The 18,247-nt window shown below is 43.2% G+C and carries 8 protein-coding genes and 1 tRNA gene; 5 read left to right on the forward strand and 4 right to left on the reverse strand.

The window, feature by feature from the left end:
• Positions 1 to 46 precede the first annotated feature (46 nt).
• Positions 47 to 2,233 carry an FAD-dependent oxidoreductase gene (locus FHS24_RS01600; RefSeq protein WP_183618161.1) on the reverse strand — a complete coding sequence of 729 codons (2,187 nt, stop codon included), beginning with the start codon at positions 2,231 to 2,233 and terminating at the stop codon, positions 47 to 49.
• Positions 2,234 to 2,770: 537 nt separating this feature from the next.
• Here FHS24_RS01600 and FHS24_RS01605 point away from each other — a divergent pair.
• The 3 genes from FHS24_RS01605 (at position 2,771) to FHS24_RS01615 (ending at position 7,156) form a co-directional block, all read left to right on the forward strand.
• Positions 2,771 to 5,128, forward strand: a complete 2,358-nt coding sequence (locus FHS24_RS01605) for an ATP-binding protein (RefSeq protein WP_183618163.1) — start codon at positions 2,771 to 2,773, stop codon at positions 5,126 to 5,128.
• Between the two features lie 33 nt (positions 5,129 to 5,161).
• The gene (locus tag FHS24_RS01610; protein ID WP_183618165.1) at positions 5,162 to 6,100 is read left to right on the forward strand and encodes a response regulator; all 939 of its coding nucleotides are present in this window, start codon (positions 5,162 to 5,164) and stop codon (positions 6,098 to 6,100) included.
• 357 nt (positions 6,101 to 6,457) lie between these two features.
• Positions 6,458 to 7,156 (forward strand): hypothetical protein, encoded by a 699-nt coding sequence (locus FHS24_RS01615; RefSeq protein WP_183618167.1) that lies wholly within the window; start codon positions 6,458 to 6,460, stop codon positions 7,154 to 7,156.
• A 97-nt stretch (positions 7,157 to 7,253) separates the two neighbouring features.
• On the opposite strand, the gene FHS24_RS01620 is transcribed toward FHS24_RS01615, so the two are convergent.
• From FHS24_RS01620 to FHS24_RS01630, 3 genes are all read right to left on the reverse strand, one after another.
• Positions 7,254 to 7,329: transfer RNA gene (locus tag FHS24_RS01620), tRNA-Arg, on the reverse strand.
• Between the two features lie 72 nt (positions 7,330 to 7,401).
• Positions 7,402 to 8,241, reverse strand: coding sequence for a hypothetical protein (locus FHS24_RS01625; protein ID WP_183618169.1), 840 nt, complete (start codon positions 8,239 to 8,241; stop codon positions 7,402 to 7,404).
• 65 nt (positions 8,242 to 8,306) lie between these two features.
• Positions 8,307 to 8,849 carry a hypothetical protein gene (locus tag FHS24_RS01630; protein WP_183618171.1) on the reverse strand — a complete coding sequence of 181 codons (543 nt, stop codon included), beginning with the start codon at positions 8,847 to 8,849 and terminating at the stop codon, positions 8,307 to 8,309.
• Positions 8,850 to 9,346: 497 nt separating this feature from the next.
• Here FHS24_RS01630 and FHS24_RS01635 point away from each other — a divergent pair, with 497 nt between their 5' ends.
• Positions 9,347 to 13,705: an exodeoxyribonuclease V subunit gamma gene (locus FHS24_RS01635; RefSeq protein ID WP_183618173.1), complete on the forward strand. Its 4,359-nt coding sequence runs from the start codon at positions 9,347 to 9,349 to the stop codon at positions 13,703 to 13,705.
• A gap of 77 nt (positions 13,706 to 13,782) precedes the next feature.
• Complete coding sequence (locus FHS24_RS01640; RefSeq protein WP_183618175.1) at positions 13,783 to 18,231, forward strand: UvrD-helicase domain-containing protein; 4,449 nt, start codon at positions 13,783 to 13,785, stop codon at positions 18,229 to 18,231.
• Positions 18,232 to 18,247: the final 16 nt, after the last annotated feature.

Below are 18,247 nucleotides of genomic sequence, written 5' to 3' on the forward strand. Positions count from 1 at the left end.
AGAGTACATCGACTATATATTTTCAGCGCAGTTGATAAAAATTCAACTAACCTCGACGCCATGTATGATATTTATCAAGCAAGTTTAATACCGTTTCAGGCGCATGATTGCGCTTCCATTCACCAGCCGCGTATTTATTGCCTTCTGCCCATGTGGGGTACATATGAATGGTGCCGAGTATTTTATTCAGTCCTAAGCCATGTTTCATTGCCAGTATAAACTCCGGCATGATGTCTCCAGCATGCTCAGCGACGATGGTCACGCCAAGTATTTTATCTTTGCCTTTAGGGGTAATGACTTTGATAAAGCCATCGTTGGCGCTTTCCGTCACCGCACGGTCTAAATCTTTAAAGTCGTAGCGGGTAATCTCAAAGTCGATGCCTTTTTCAATAGCCTCTTGCTCATTTAAGCCAACGCGTGCGACTTCTGGATCAATAAAAGTCGTCCACGGAATCACGCGGTAATCTACTTTAAACTTCTTTAGATGTCCAAACAAACCATTTACGGCTGCATACCATGCCTGATGAGAGGCCACGTGAGTAAATTGATAAGGGCCAACGACATCACCAGCCGCGTAGATATTGGGATAGAGGGTTTCTAGATAGTCATCGGTCTCGATGGTACGTTCAGTTTCGATTCCTAAAGCTTCAAGGCCATAGCCCTCTAAACGCGCACTACGTCCAACGGCACAAAGCAATTCGTCATATTCAATAGCGATTTCTTGCTTATCTATACCGCTTTTTTTAACTGTACTGTCGCCTTGCGCTTCAACGATAATGAACTTTTTACCATCGCGAGCTTCACAGCGAATCGCTTGATGCACGGTTAAGACATTCACGCCACTCTCGAAGAGTACTTTCTGTGCAAATTCAGAGACTTCCACGTCTTCTTTTTTCATAAGACGCGTGCCTCTCTCGATCTGGGTCACATTAGAGCCTAAACGGGCAAAAGCTTGCGCCAGCTCAGAGCCGATAGGACCGCCGCCAAGTACGACCAGCTTTTTCGGCGCTTCTTCTAACTCGGTAAATTTATTCCATATAGTATCGCTGGTCACGTAGCCGGTCTCTTCCAAACCCGGCAAGTCTGGGACAAATGGACGCGCGCCAGTAGCGATAACAATTGAGCGTGCGGTTAGTCTTTGCGTGCCACCATCGTTTAGCGCAATCTCTACCGTCCACGGATCGATGAATTTAGCATAGCCTTTTAACACTTCGACACCCAAGTCCGTATAACGCTCGACGCTATCATTTGGGGCGATATCAGCGATAACTTTATGAATACGGCTCATGACGTTTTTGAATGAGAACTCTGGTGATGTATTTTCTAAGCCGTAACGCTCACCATGGCGCATCTGTTCTGCGACTTTCGCGCTTTTAATCAGAGCTTTACTGGGTACACAGCCATAGTTTAAGCAGTCGCCACCCATCTCACCCGCTTCGATTAATGTCACTTTTGCTCGGACGGTCGCCGCGATATAGCTGGTGACTAGCCCGCCAGCACCAGCGCCAATCACGATCATATTACGGTCGAATTTTTTAGGTTTGGTATAGTTTTTATAGACGCGGCGTTTTTTTAGCATATTTAATATCCCTTTTGCGATTAATGGGAACAACCCTAATAACGCAAATGAGACAATCAAATTAAACGATAAAATCCCTGATAAGCTGTCAATTTGCGCCAGTTGCGTACCAGCATTAACGAATACAAAAGTACCTGCGAGCATGCCGATTTGGCTGACCCAGTAGAATGTCCTCGCTTTAATTGCGGTCACACCCATCAATAGATTGATCAAAAAGAACGGAAATATCGGCACTAAACGCAGGGTAAATAAGTAAAAACCGCCTTCTTTCTCAACGCCAGCATCAATGGCTGCTAAGCGTTCAGGAAAGCGCTGCTTAATCGTATCACGCAGTAAATAACGGGAGGTTAAAAAGGCGAGTGTTGCGCCAATACTGGAGGCAAAGGAGGCGACTAGTAAGCCTTGCCATAAACCAAATAACGCTCCAGCTGCCAAGGTCAAAATAGCAGCTCCCGGTAAGGATAGGGCGGTGACTAATATATAGATTAAAAAGAAGCCACCAATGACCAGCCAAGGAGCCTGCTCTTTGTATTGGTCGAACTGATTCATCGAGCCTTTTAAACCCTCAAGGGTTAATAATTCGTTGAGGTCGAAGTAAAAAAAGCTTGCCGCTAATACCAATATTAACAGTATTAAAAATATTCTTTTAATCATGAAATGTCCGGCTAAATAGTGGGGCAAAGAGTGCAATGGATAGAATCTAAAAAGTATTATTTATAAGCATCTATAAATGTCATTAGTCTTACTATAATCTACTTTTTCGTTATTGGTGGTTATATATTACTTTTTAGTTATATAGATAGGCGCCATATTGATGAGATTGATTACTAGATTTTTTAAGCTGAGAAAGATTAGTGCTGAGTCCAAATCTTGTTTTAAATTGAGCGGTTGCTCAATTACTGCTGTAAGAACCCCGCCAAATAGTTCATTTATGAATTGTAATATTTTTTGAGTGATTGTTCAAATTATTATGATGTTTTTATGATGCTAATAGCATGTGAGCGTTAGATATCGCTGCCGCAAATAACGAGACAATGGCAAACATAAGGTCAAACACGATTTTTGTCATCATATTGTCATAACGTCATCGTATCCTTGAGCTCATTATAAATAGCGGTGGCGTCACACTCATATCTTTAGTCATTCAATGACTTATCGATGATAGTTAGCGCATAGATATTAGGTGTGTTTATGAAGGTTGTTGGTCGGTTTGGTAGTATTTCCACCCGTATATTGATTATCTTAACATTGGCTTTTGTGCTTATTATTTTGCTTGTGTATTGGGTCATCGAAACCCAAGCTAAGCCACGCATATTGGAGATGACTTCAGAGACAGTGGTTGAAACGGGTAATGAAGCCATTAACAGTATTATGGCAAGTATCAATCATGTCGATGGACTGGCGAAAGCCACCAGTACGATGGCGGGCGGCTTGCCAAAACAAGATGCCCTTTATAAAGAAACCTTTGGCAATCTCATGCAACAAACGGATCAACGCATTGTAGGCGGCGGCGTATGGTTTGACCCCAATATGTACGCTCAGGGCCGAGAGCGCCAGTCGTTTGTATGGGCACGTGATGAGTCAGGCAGCATGCAGCCATTAGAGCGTTACAATCAAGCGCGCCAAACTCCGAATCCCTATTATCGTGATTGGTGGTACATTCCTGCAATGTACGCGCGTCATGACCATTGTGTCTGGAGCCGTGCCTATGTCGATCCAGTGAGTAATCAGCCGATGATGACTTGCGCCAAGGCTTTGTATGACAGCCGCAATCAAGCTTTTGATGGGGTTGTAAGTTTCAATCTGCTACTCGATAACCTCGGCGAGGCAATGGAAAAGTGGCAAGATAAGCTCGGTGGTTATGTCTTTTTAGTGGATCTAGACAATCGGTTTTTGACCTTTCCAGATCAGTCGATGGTCATGCACGCAACTGAAGATAGCGGTCAGGGCGAGGTCGTAACGGCGCGTCAGTTGGCTGAGAGCAACCCTAGCTTTGCCCCTATTGCGGACAGTCTAGATAGCATTAATCAGACACTGATAGATGAGGCAGTAACTAAAGATGAAAGCCGCTATACGCTGGCTGCTCGTAGTATTCTAAGTACGACCAATCTAAATAAAATCAGTGAGCAAGAGTCCAGGTTGCTCTCAGCATTATTGCTGCTAAATATTGACCAAACGTTTAATTTAGTAAACAGTCATTTGGTAGATACCATCGCTGTGCCCAATGACTTTGTGTTGCAGCAGCACGCCACCGCCTTCGTTTTCCGCATGCCGTTTACGTATTGGAAGATGGTCATCGTCAAGCCTGATAATGACCTAATGAGCGTGGCAAATGCCCTGTCTAATAAACTGATTCAAGCCATGCTGTTGGGCTTCATTCCTATCTTGTTGTTGACCGCATGGGTATTTCGTCGCTACTTTACGCGGCCGCTAAAGCACATGGCACAGTCAGTGGCTGACATGGGGGTGTTAATTGAGCAAAAAAAATATCAACAATTAAGCGCGCACAAACTTCCTCATTCAAATGTCAGTGAGATTCAAATTATTAGTGAGCAGACCAATCAGCTGATTGATCGCGTCGTCGAGAATGAAGGCGCACTTGCTGAAATCAATGTGCATCTAGAAAAGCAAGTCGCCGCCCGCACGCAAGACTTACAGCAAGCCATGGATGAGTTAAAAGCCTCGCAAGTGCATCTGGTGCGCTCCGAAAAAATGGCAACGCTTGGCCAAATGGTGGCAGGTGTGGCGCATGAGGTCAACACGCCGCTGGGCTATGTGCGTAGTAACATGGAATTGGTCGGCGATAATCTTATACGTTTTGATGAGTTGCTACAGCATACCGACCAATTACTGCAGGCCTTAAAAGCGACAACCATTAATCAAGAACAAGTCGAGCAACTGATAGAGCAAACCTTACAATGTTGCGAGGAGATTAAAGAAGATGAGGTCAGTGAAGACTTGGCTGAGTTGATTAAAGATGGACTTTATGGCGTTGATCAGATTGCAGAGCTGGTAGTCAGCTTGCGTGACTTTTCTCGAATTGATGAATCTAAGGTAAAGGATGTCGATATCAATGATTGCATCAATACCTCACTGATTATGGCGCGCAATAACTTAAAAACTCTAGCCGTCAAAACCAATCTAGCCGAGCTGCCGCCGATTCAATGTAATCCTTCACAAATCAACCAAGTATTATTAAACCTGTTTAATAATGCCGCCCAAGCTATGCCGATTGATCACAAAGGGATATTGCAAATCAGCTCATCTGTCGATAAGGCGCAGCAGCACATTGTCGTGAGTGTCAAAGACAATGGCGTCGGTATCCAAGAAAATACGCTGGCGAAGATTTTTGAACCGTTTTTTACCACTAAAAAAGCAGGCGATGGCACAGGACTGGGATTGGCCATTACGGCACAAATCATCGAGCAACATGGTGGATACATCGAGGTTAGCTCAATCGTCGGCGCGGGCACGACGTTTACCATTAAGTTGCCGATTCAGTCTATTGTTCATGAATCTAAACCTTCACTAGCCTTATTTGAAAGTTGAGAGGCTTTCAATCACTTATTTAAAGAGAGCGTCATGCAAAAACCAAAAATTGCTTTTATTGATGACGAGCCACGCATTTTACGTAGTTTAAAAATGCATTTTCGTCAGTCACATGATGTATTTACCACCACTGATGCTAGCGAATTGATGAAGTATGTCAGCGAGCATAATGTACAAGTGGTCATCAGCGACCAACGCATGCCAGATAAGCAAGGTACAGAAGTGTTGCGTGATATCAAAGCGGCCTCACCAAATACGCTGCGCATTTTGCTAACCGGTTATGCAGATTTGAATGCAGTGATTGACTCTGTGAACGAGGGCGAAATTTATCGTTATATCACTAAGCCGTGGCAAAATGATGAACTTAAACAAATCGTAAATAAAGCCACAGAAATTGCTCAGCAAACGCAGGAAATCACCCAAAACACTTCGCAAGGTAATGATACTCAAAAAGTTATTGGTGGCAGTACTGATAGCAAGCGCAATATATTGGTATTAGATGACGACGAAAGCGTCTATCAGCAAATAAAAAGTCACTTTAAGAGTGCTTATACTGTGAGCTGGGCCAGTAATCTTGAACAGGCGGCAAAGTTATTACAAAAAAAACGCTTTGGCGTCACTATTACGGATTCGACACTCAATAAAGAAAATATTACCCCCATTGTTTATGCCTTAAAAAATATCCAGCCAGATCTGATGGTTCTTATGTTGACTGAATTCAAAGATGCCCATATGGTCATTGATTTAATTAACAAGGGTCAGGTATATCGTTGTCTACCACGGCCGACCAACTTCTCTATCATGAGTATCAGTCTGGATCGTGCTTTTGATCATCACGAAAGATTGGTAGAACAGCCGATACTGGCGGCTCGCCATCATGTTGAAGAGGTGACAGAATCGGAGGCTTTGAATTTTTCTGAAAGACTTAAGGGTTTCTTTGCCAAGTTCAGAGGTTGGCGCATTATTAGATAGAATAGGGCAGGCTCAATAAAAAACAAGTCAAAGCTGATGACACTTAAGAAAGTTGCCATCTAATTACATCAGTACCGTTGATAATCCTAAACTAAGCTACGATATTGATACGCCTGCACAACTTTCCTTTTCTATACTAAGCAAAAGCCTTGGATTGATCAGAGATGTTAAATGCTGTCAGTTACAACAACCGCGTTTGTGTAATGACCAGTAGCCGACGACAGAATTGGTAACCGAAGTTCTTGCAGCATTTCTAACCAATTTAGAACAAAACAATCTACATTGAGATACGCAGTATAAGATGGTATTGCCTTATGATTGAGTGTAAATATACTTCAATAGCAAGGATTAGAAACTATGTCAAACAAGTCTACTGATAATGACAACATCAAGAACGCTCTAGAGTCGCTTGAAAATACAACCGAAGCGCCTTCAAATAATGAAGTGACGGGTGTTGAAGTTCTAAAAGGCGATAAAGTAATGTATGAAGATGGCGACTTTGAAGATTACAATGCTGAAAAGCAGATTGAATCTGATAAAGATGTTAAATCTGCCAAAGAGAATAAAACTAGCGAAAAAGATAAGTCTAATGAAAAAGATGAATCTAATGAAGATGAATCTAATGAAGATGATAAGTCCGAAAAAAATGATAAGTATGGTGCGACGATAGCTAATATCTACCAGTGGGCATCTAAGCTTAAGGATGAGTTTATCTCTGATAAGGACGGCAAGTCTGATTCTAATGAAAAAGAGGATTCTGCCAAATCTGATAAAGATGACAAGCACAGTGCCACGATAGGTCATATCTATCAATGGGCGTCTAAGCTCAAAGATGATTTTACCTCTGAAGCTTCTAACATGACGCATGACGTTTCTGAAAAAGCGCTTGCTATGATGCTTAATAGGCTTGTAGACGGGGTAGAGGCTGAGCTAAAAGCCTTTGATAAGAAGGTAGAAGACTCCAAAGAGTCAGTGCCTAATGCAGCAGAGGAACGTAGTAAAATTTCCGATAAAAAAGACAAATATCAGGGTATGCTTGACCAGCTACGAAACTAATTGGCACTAAAAATAAAATCATAAGTTGCCCCAATATCAGCTTATAGACGTAAAAAAACCTTGTATGCTTTACGCTACAAGGTTTTTTTGTATTCGATGGTGCGCTTACAGGGACTCGAACCCCGATCGATCGCTTAGGAGGCAACTGCTCTATCCTGTTGAGCTATAAGCGCATAATGGAGTGCTATTGTAGAAAAATCCAATTATAAAAGCAATGAGTAATCATTTAGCAGCGGGCTTTATACTCACTTACCATTGCTAAGCGCGTCGGCGACATCTACTTTCAGCTCGCCTGTCGCTTGTTTGGCGCTTGAGCTGGGTTTGAATAAATTATCCATATCGTTCTTATAGCCATCGATATTGTTATAATCATGCTGACTTAAGATATCTTGTCCGGCACTTGAAAGCAAAAAGTTTCTAAAGTTAATAGCAGCAGGGTTTTGCGTTAATACAACACCATCTACTGCTTGCGTATCTTGTAACGCATAGCTAAATGAGATAAGGCTGCGTGTATCGGTATTGTCACTTTTAGCTTGAGTTGCCACTTCAGTATCAGTCTCATTGTTTTCATTAAGACCATCCTCCGCTGTTTCCTCTTGAGCGCTATTATTTACTTTGCTTTGATTGTACTTATCTTGAGCCGCTTTTAATTGTTCTTGCAGTGGGGATAGACGCTCTTTTGACAGCTTACTATTAGCAATAATTATATCGGTATTCACAACATAGGATGCACGCTCATCGTCAGTGCGATGACTGTCGGAAAATTCACTGTCAGATAGCGTTAGGAGGGCTGCGGCAGAGACGTAGCTTGTCACCACTTGCACATGCGGATAACGTGATTGAAAGCTTGTGATAATAGCATCTAAAGGCACTTTTATATTGTCTTCTGCTTGTATATGCAAGGTGCTTTTGGCAATGGCGTTCTCATCATCTGCCGCCGCCGTTGATGCATCCTTATCATTTGCCATAATAGGCAGAGGATCCATGTTTTTACGGTTACTGGTCCATAACCAAGTAAAGATAGCGATAAAAATAATCAGCAGCAGTAAAATAAGCCCGGCTAATAGCAGCTTGTAGTCTTTCATAAGTTACCGCTCTTCTTTTGGTTAAAGTAATCAATGATTAAAATGAATAACGAATGGTAGCAGATTTAATCGTGCTGATTTAACACTTCGTCCGCCAAATCTGCCAGCATATCAGCAAAAATATCTGTCGCTTCTACTGAAACAGCTATTTGCTCGTTACTTTTTTGTTTAATGGTGCTAGTGTCATTTAGTGACGCAGGTTGGTAGTTTGAAGGGAAAACCGTCTGCTTGTCAATCGCTTTTGCCACTGCTATTTTAGGCGCTACCGTTTGGTGTGCGGCTAGAGGCGATTCACCTGTCGCAAGCTTATCTTTGAGCCATTTAAAACCATTTGTCTCCCACCATGCCTCAAAGCGTGGTAACGTACTGCCCCGAACCGCCGCTGGTAAATTCAGAGTACGTAGTTTTTGGGCGAGCACAGGGTCACTAATCGCTTGATGAATGCTTAAATAAAGCGAGCTGCTATCATCGGTATAGGGCTGTCTGTTTTGCCATGACCTATCATCAATTTTCATGCGCGGCAGTGCCCACAGCTCACCGCGATAGTATACAACATATAAACGTCGTTTAGGATGAACGAAGATGGCATCAATGGGACGCAAAGGCATAGTGTTATAGTATCTCGTCAATATAAAAAATGATTAAAGAGTGAAGTATCAACAACGGCAAACAGTGACATAAGACAATCAATTAAAATATCTTGTCTTACAGATAAATAATCTTCCAACAAATTAAGCGGTATAGTAGCACGACACTGATTGTCGCAGACTGTTTCTGCCATAATGAATAGACTGGTAAATAACCAGTATCAATGGCACACTAATATCCGCTTATTTTACAATTTCTCACGCTTATTGTTAATAAGTCGCTAGTTGTCAATCGTTGCTGTCATTTCTATACGGCTATTTATTAGATTACGCTCAGTATGCTAGCAGAAATACAGTCCAGTAACGACCTAGAAACATAGATTAGTGAGTATCCTTTAGTGTGTTTCTTAATAATTATCAATATGCATTAAAAATATATAGCCAGTTCAAAATAGTGCTTTGAGGCTATAACTTATCCTTTTAGCATACATCTTATCAACTCAATCAGACTATTCTTTATGTTTACTATTATTCAGTCGCATCGTACCGAACACTTAGTTGAGCAATTACTGACTGCTTATCAGTCTAAAAACCTGCCTATCTTTGAAGAGTTTATTGTTATTGTGCCATCGATGGTACTGGGCGATTGGCTGGACAAATCGATTGCCAGTCAAGCAGGTATCAGTACTTTGGTAACCACCAAGTTTTGGGGGCAATATCAGTGGACCTTGATGCAAAAGGTCTTGGCTGAGCACAATGTCTGGCTTGAGGCCAATCAGCGCGCGCAAGAGATTGTGACGGTGCCTGAGGTTGCGGTATTGACTGGGGCTGTGATGCAATGGCGGCTGTTTGGTTACTTTACCTATTATCAAGCACAGATTATGGCCGATGATAAGCATCCTTTGTATCCACTGCTATCGGCGTTACTCGATGAAGAGGCCGATCGTAGTCAGCAAGATGTGCGATTGTGGTCATTAGCGACAGATTTTTCGCGGGTATTTAGCCGTTATTTGACCCACCGTGAGGACTGGCTGACCTTATGGTCTGATAATAAAGCAGTTGATGTCGAGCTACTGGTCGCTGAAAAAGACAAGCTAACCATGGAGTTTGATAAGTATGCTGGTAGCACACCTGAATGGCTAGTTGCGCATTATACCGAGCTTGAAGTCGCTCAGCGGCACTTATGGCGGTTATTGTTTGCTTCGGTGTATCAGCATCGCGCTTCCATTGAGACGCGCTTTTGGCAAATAATGGCGCAGGATAAGGCTGATAGTGGGGTAGATATACAAGCGATACTGCCAACACAGTTACATATTTTTACCATTCAACAATTACCACAGAACGAGTTGAATTTCTTACAGCGTTTGTCCACTTACATGGACATTACTTTATTACATTACAATCCGTCGCAACTGTTTTGGGCAGATATCGTTGATAAACAGTGGCTGCAGCGTCAGCAAGTGATTAACCCTGAAAGTGTATTTTTGCGAGATTATGGGCACACGCTATTATCGCGTTTGGGCAAACAGTCGCGTGAGACCTTTGCCATGCTGGCAAGCCTATCGGGTAACGAAGACAAAAACGGTTTTAAGCTTGATTGGCAAGATAAGTTTGATGTCGGCTATCAGCCTACAACTGACGCACAAGCCGAGCGTCCGCTCAGTCTACTCGCGCACCTGCAACAAGATGTCCTTATGCTGGATGAAAGCGCAACGCAGCAAACGACCGCTGGGCGTCTAAGTGCTGCGCTGAGCACGCAAATGCAGAATGATTCAAATACCACTTCAAACAATGCAGACACTATTAATAAGAATAGCCTAAGCGATAATAATGATTCTAACTCATGGTATAGCGACGATAGCTTAAAAGGCAAGCGCTATGAGCAGCCGCGCCAATGGCAATTATCGCAATATGATAATAGCCTAAGCATTCATTCTTGCCATAATTTGCAGCGTCAGCTTGAAGTGTTACGCGGTATGATTGGACGTTGGTTAAATGAGCCGAACGAAGATGGTAGCACGCGTCATCTGTCTGATGTCGTGGTATTACTCCCTGATGTCGATCGTCATCATGAATTGATTAACTCAGTATTTGTTAATGGCGAAGGGCAAGATGGTCTGACGCTACCGGCTAAAGTCACCGGTGTCGTCGATAAGTCGATTCGCCAGTTATGGGAGGCGATACGGGGTTTTTATGGCCTATTAGGGAGCGAGAGCGCTCGCTTTGAAGCGGCTGAAGTTTTTGATTGGTTGATGCTGCCTCCGCTATATGAAAGTCTCGGCTTAACGCATGAGCAGATGAGTCGCGCCTGTGATTTATTAGAGCAGGCAGGATTCGTACGTGGTTTTGATGAAGCGCATTTGCAGCAAACGCTTGACGTGGACGATTATGATTATCGGTTTAGCTTTGCTCATGCGTTAGATAAAGTGGCACTAGGTTTAGTCATGCCCGAGGCGCAGATTAGTGATTGCCTCTATCCTGATAACTGGCAAGACAATGCTTTAGCGGAAAAAACCGTGCCTATGTCAGCGATTAGTTTGGCAGATGCGGCGATTATTGAAGCCTTATGCCGCGTCTATAATGGCTTACATCATTGCCGTTACGAGTTTGAAGCCCGTCATAACGCCGAAAAATGGCTCAATAATATTGAGAACCATATCATCCATCCGTATTTTGGCGCCCTTGATCAAACTCGCCCGATGCGCGCTATTTTTAATGCCATGAATGGCTTTAAGAGCAGTCTACGTGCCAACCGTCATTATCAGCGCTACCATAGCGAAAACGACAATCAGCCGCATACGGCAGTCGACAATGAAACGCCAGAGAATCTATCAAGCTCATTACAACTCGAAGCCAGTCAAGTAGAATCGAAATTATCGCAAGTCAGCAATTTGCCATTAAAGCTGAGCTTTATGCTTGATAGTATCGAAGACGAGTTAGAGAGCCAACAGGTTAGTGCCGAGCCAACAGGGGTAATTACCTTTGGACGCTTTGGCGCATTGCGTAACGTACCATTTGGTTTAGTCGTGATGCTGAATATGGATTTGGCTGAGTTCCCCAACCGTGACCGTGACAACCGTTATGATTTGATGAAATCTGGGCTGGCACGTCGCGGCGATAGGTTTAGCGAAGATGATGATAATGGGGCGTTTTTGGATGCACTACTGTGTGCGCGCAATGCCTGCTGGATTTTTTATAATGGTCAGCGCTTGACCGATGCTCATGAGCACTTGCCTGCCAATCCGGTGAGTGAATTATTGCAGTTTTTACAAGGTGAAGTGCAATGGCAGTGGGATCCGCTAAAAACTGAGCAGCTTAAGAGTAAATCTTTAATGACTGCTAATGGTGATGAACAATCGGCATTGGCGGCGCAAGTACAGCGATATCTGCCCAAGCTGATTGAACAGTGGTTAGTGACCCGTCATCCCGCGTTGCCCTTTGCCGAAGAAGTATTTGTGCAATCAGCGGCTGATGCCGTTGACTCAGATAACCTAACAGCTAGCCAAGAGGATGGGCAAGCACTGATGGACTTGCTGGCGCGTGCTATGCAAAAGGAAAAGCTGTACCAACAAAGTACCAACGCTCCAGCCAAAGTATGGCATGAGGTGTTTGAGCGCTTGCATACTCACGATGACGCCAGCTTACCAGCCATCAAGGTTAATCTACCTAGCAGCGAGGATTATAGAAATATTGCTCAACGTATTGTTTTAAATAGAATTTCACCATATGACGCGGTAGCGAGTATAGATGAGCGGTTTGAGATTAACCAAGTCGATATGCAGTCGCTATACTACCAAGTGCGTCATCCTGCCAAGCATTTTTTACGCGAGCAGCAGGTACACGTGGTCTTACCTGAAGATGAAATGGCGCATCAAGAGCCTTTGTCATTATCAGGTTTAAGCGCTTATGCCGTGAATACGCAGCTGCTCGATGAATTGAATAAAGAGAGCGATATCGTTACTGATGAGGTAGATGATAAAGCAAGTATCAGTAGCCAGACTAAGAAACCTTTCAGCAAACTACTATACGATCCAGTCATGCCGGCTGGTGTAGCGCGGCAATCTACGCTGCAGTATCAGCAGCTTAAACTGCAACAGCAATGCCAAGAGTTTGCCGATCAGCTATCGTCATTAGGGATAGATGCTCATGGTAGTGCTAGTAATAGTAGAGTCTTACTAAGTCCTTGTGCGGAAACCATGACCACGGTTGTGACCCCAGATATAAATCCACAGGGCAAATTACAGATTAAAGGTATGGTGCCCGTTGCTAATCATAATCCTACCCTTGATCCTAACCCTGATAAATCACAAAACCAGTCATCTTCACCTGAGCTGTGGTTAAATATTCGGCCCAATAGCGCACGTACGCAATATTTACTGCACTTTTGGTTGGCGCATGTTTATTGGCAGGTTGCACGCCATACCACTGACGCGCAAGTTGCTGCTGGTGACGGTAGGAGTATTTGGCGCTTTAATAAAGGCAGCGATGAGTATAAAAAGTTTAAAGGTAAAACCACCTTTGAGCTTGCGCCTATTGCTTATGATACAGCTTTGGCAGAATTGCTTAAATGGATAAGGTTTGCACATATGGCTGGCAAGATACCGATGACGGTGCTGCCAGTTCATGCGCTTTCTTACCTTGATAAGCTCAATGAAGCCAAAGCAAAAGATACCGATTATCAGCCGAAGCGTAGTGACTTTGAAAGTTGGTTATGGCCGAGCTTTAACAGCGATATTATCTATGACACTTGCTCACAGCATGAGCTATGGCAATATATTCTTTATAAACAAGATGTTTTTGCCAAGTTAAAAGACGCCCTGCCAGCCTTATCAGCGCCTTTATTTGCGGCAATGGACGAAGCGCTAATAGCCTTATAAAGGCGTTTAGTGCTAAGCGTTTCATGACTAATGAATAATAATGATGTTAATCGTACGACTTTGAACAAGTGATTTTTATGGATCAATATAACAACGCTATCAATACTGCTAATGGCTTAGATAATGTCGGTCATAGCTATAGTAGTGATTTTAATAATGATGATTATAGTCATGCTAGCCCCTATAATTTAGTTAGTGATTTAATTGAAAAGAGTGCTAATAAGCCAGAAGAGCCGCCTGCGATTCGTATCAAGCTAAACGGTAAGTATTTGATAGAGGCCTCAGCAGGTACTGGTAAGACGTGGACTTTGACCGGTATTGTTTTGCGCCTACTCATCGAAGCAAAACGTGCGCCTGAGCATATTATTGCCACCACTTTTACTCGCGCCGCTGCTGCTGAGATGCGCCAACGTATCCATGACCGCTTGGTTGATTTTTATCAATTATTACAATGGCTCAATAACGTCCAAGCTAACCCAAGCACGCATTCTATTCTTTACCCGCAGCTTTTTATTAGTAAAGACATTACTAATACGGAAGCGTCAGATAATAGCTCGTTAAAGAACGAGCAGTCGTATGACAAAGTTAGTGCCGAGCAACGTCAGGCACGTAAAGAATGGTTAGAAGAAAAGGCTAAGCTATCTGGTAACGCCGACTTGATGGCAGATTCTATCAATAGCCACCTGCTGATATATTTATTAGATCATACCGAAGATTATCCATTAGCAGATGCCATGAGACGCTGTGCATTGGTGCTAACGACATTAGATAAACTGTTTGTTGGTACCTTGGATAGTTTGTCACAAAAATGGCTATCTGAATATAGTGCCGAAACTGGGTATCAACAAGGCGTGCAGATAAGCGACCAAGAACAAATAGTGATAGAAAGCATCATTCATGATGCCGTACGCGCACATCACAGCTATCTGTTTAACCAAAAGCACGAGATTTATCAGTTATTGCAGCATACCAATCGTTTGACTGCGCCTGCTGATCATATTGGCGTCGCGCAAAAATCCATGCAATTTATCTCAACGCCTATCGAGAATGTTGAGATGGGAGCAGAGATAGACTTTAGCGCTTATCAGCAAGCGTTAGATACGTTTAAAAATTGTGATTTAAAGGATGTCGAGCCGTATTTCAGCAAAGACTATCGCAAGGCACAAGGGTTTCATGGTACCGCGGGTCTTGGTGCTAAAATTGATAGAATTTATCATATTCAGTTTGTTATCGAAAAAAGCGGCACCTTGTTTTTTGCGCATTTAGATGAGGACACACAGAAGTTTTATGATGCGTTACCTCTCGCTTTTTTAACCAAAGAAGAAGGAGGTAAAGGTTTTAATGCTAATAAAGAACAAGAGCGGGCAACGTTTATCAGTTTACCTAGTATTCAAGCCTTAAAAACAATCTGTGATTACGCCAATCAGATAGAGATGTATCTTGACGCGCTTGTCGAAAACCTTAACCGTGACATCGCCCTAAAAGTGCGCCAAAAACTGCCATCAATATTAGAAGCGCGTCGTGAGACCACTTTTGCTCTACAAATGGTGCGCTTAAACCAAGCATTGTCAGGTAAGCAAGGCGAACGCCTTGCACGTTATATTCGCCATCATTATCCGGTGGCGTTGATTGATGAGTCACAAGATATCAATGGTGAGCAGGCGCGCATGATTGAGCGTATTTATCTTTCTAAGAGTAATGATAGTGTGAAGCAGAGTAACAATCGCGGCTTCCTATTGCTCGTTGGTGATCCAAAACAAGCGATTTACGGGTTTCGTGGTGGTGACGTCGCCAATTATAATGCAATGAAGTCCATGTTTGCCAAAGACAGGATTATGACGCTTGATGTCAATCGCCGCTCTAATGAGCGCTTGATTACTGCCTTGAACCACTGGTTTGGCAGACCGACTTCAGAATTGCAAGATGCAAGCTTTGATAAAGCCAGTCAATTGGCGCAGTTGGGTAAGAGTATCTACTACCAGCATATAACCGCCGCCAATACTAACGCCCGACTTTCATGGCAAACGTCTATAGAAGGGCAGGTAAAGGCGCAAGCGGAAAATACTGATATCTTATCTAATAGCCCTGTTAGTGTGATTCATCTGCCCTATGACAAACAAGCCAAGCATAATGCATTTGAGCTTACCGCGTTGCATATCGCGGCATTGCTGGCAAGTGAGCAAACGATAGAAGGACGAGCTATTAAGCCAAGTGATATTGGTGTTCTGGGTCGTCGTAAGCATGAGCTAAAGCAGGTTGAAGACATGCTCAGCAAGCTTGGTGTCCCAACGCTAGAAACCGCTGAAAAAAATGTCTTTGATACGCCTATCGCTGCTGACTTAGCCGCTTTGTTAGAAGCCATGCTGCGCCCGCATCGCCGTGACATCATTAACCGCGTATTGACCAGTAATTTTTATCAGATGAGTCTCAATGACGTACAAGCTTTGATGCTCGATGACGATGAAAGAAACGAAAGCGATGCTCATACTAATATTGATCAAACGGACAGAAAAGCAGATACCGAGCAAGCAGAATTAAAACAACGCTATCAAGACTTCCAGTTATATTTAAAGACTGCGGCTTCGCATTGGCAGCACAATGGTATTTTATCGGCATTGCATTATTTGTTTGCTCGTAATCCTATGGTTAGCGCAAATAGCTTGTTATCCGATAGACAAGCAAAGAGCCAAAACGTGTGGGTGGGGCTTGCTGACCTAGAAGACGGTGCTCGCTACTTGATGGACTTGCGTCATTTGCTCGACATCTTAGCACAGCATGGTATGCATATCGGTGAGCATGAGCTGCTCGCTTGGTATAAGAAAAATATCAATAGTAGCCGTACGCCAGAATGGGCGCAGCAGCAGCCACTACCGACAGAGTCAGGGGTGCAGCTTATGACCATTCATAAATCTAAAGGCCTCGAGTTCCCGATTGTCTATGTTGTCGGTATGGATAGCGCTAGCCCTAAAGCGGGCGGTCGTAGTAATCATAATTTGTTTTTATATGACCATGAATTAGAAGAAAAAAAGACAGAACGCCGCCTGTCTGCCTGTAAGGGCAAGCGCTATAGTAAATCTGCCAAAGGTGAAAAACTAACCGACTATTATGCCCAGTTTGAAACGACAGAAAACTATGAAGAACTCAGACGACTGGGCTACGTTGCCTTTACGCGTGCCAGTGAACAGTTATATATGGTGCTCAAAGATAGCTATAACAAAACTGATGCTGAGCGTAAGCCAAGCCTACAATGGCTAAGTTGTGCCGATCATAAGTTTGTATTACCAGATAGACTACAGCCTTATGTGGGCTGGCTAGAATACGCCGCTATTGAGCCTATTGCTAAAACGCTGACCGATATGAGCAAGACTGCCAAAAAATCTGACGTTGCTGAATCGATATCGCTTACCGATACAGCACGACGTATCGATTACCAAGGCGCTTATGCGCAGATACAACTAAACTCGTTTAAAGGTTGGGCTAAGACCAGCTTTACCGCACTATCGCGTCAGCTTGGTGAAAAGAGTCAAGCATTAGCGATATTTGATGATGCTATAGAAGATGATTTAGACCTAACCGATAGTATGCATCTGGCTTCTGATTCTCAGGTGTCTCAAAGTGATGGTGAGCGTAAAACGGGCTTATTAAATGGTAATGAGAGCAATCTAGTATTCAGTGACGACATTCGCTTCCGTTTTGTGAGGGGTGCAAATGCCGGTACATTTTTACATGAGATTTTTGAAAAGATAGATTTTACGGATAATAGCAAATGGTCCGCTATTATTGATCAAAGTATTCGTCAGTATCAGCTACCAATCAGTTATGCCAGTGCTAGATCTCAGCAGCGATTACAACAAGGCAAGACATTACCTATCGAGCCTGATGCCGACAATATCGATGTGACTGAGACAAGTCAGCTAGGTGTTGCTCATGAAGAGCTAATGGCTTGGGTAGCAGATGTATTGGCCGCTCCACTATTAGCCTCCGGACAGCCTTTACAAGCAATAGCGCCTAAAAACCGTATCGCTGAGCTTGGCTTTAACATGGGATTGTCAGAAGACTTTACCCCTGAAGGTATCAACCACATCTTTGCGCATTATTTGTCTGATGAGCCAGAGAAGCATATTGAGCTCACTCCGCAGTATGCCAATAATATTTATCGGTACTTACGCGGTGAGATTGACCTCGTTTATGAGTACGCTGGCAAGTACTATGTGGTTGATTATAAAAGTAACTATTTAGGAAATAGCCTAAGTAATTATAATAACGAAAATCTAAGCGCCGCTATGAATAAAGCAGGCTACTGGTTGCAAGCCGCCATTTATCAAGTCGCTTTGCATCGGTTTTTACGCTTGCGTTTAAAGGATTACGTCGGTAATGAAACACAGTATTTAGGCGCAGTAGAGTATGTATTCTTGCGTGGTATTGACTCACAAGGTGCACAGAATTATGGCCGGATCGAGTGGCAAATACCGTTTGAGCTGGTCAAAGCGTTAGATGAGATGTTTGGTAGCCCTAGCGCTTTATGATTTTTAAATTAACAAT

This window comes from Psychrobacter luti, assembly GCF_014192115.1.
In the GTDB taxonomy this organism is placed as follows: Bacteria; Pseudomonadota; Gammaproteobacteria; order Pseudomonadales; family Moraxellaceae; genus Psychrobacter; species Psychrobacter luti.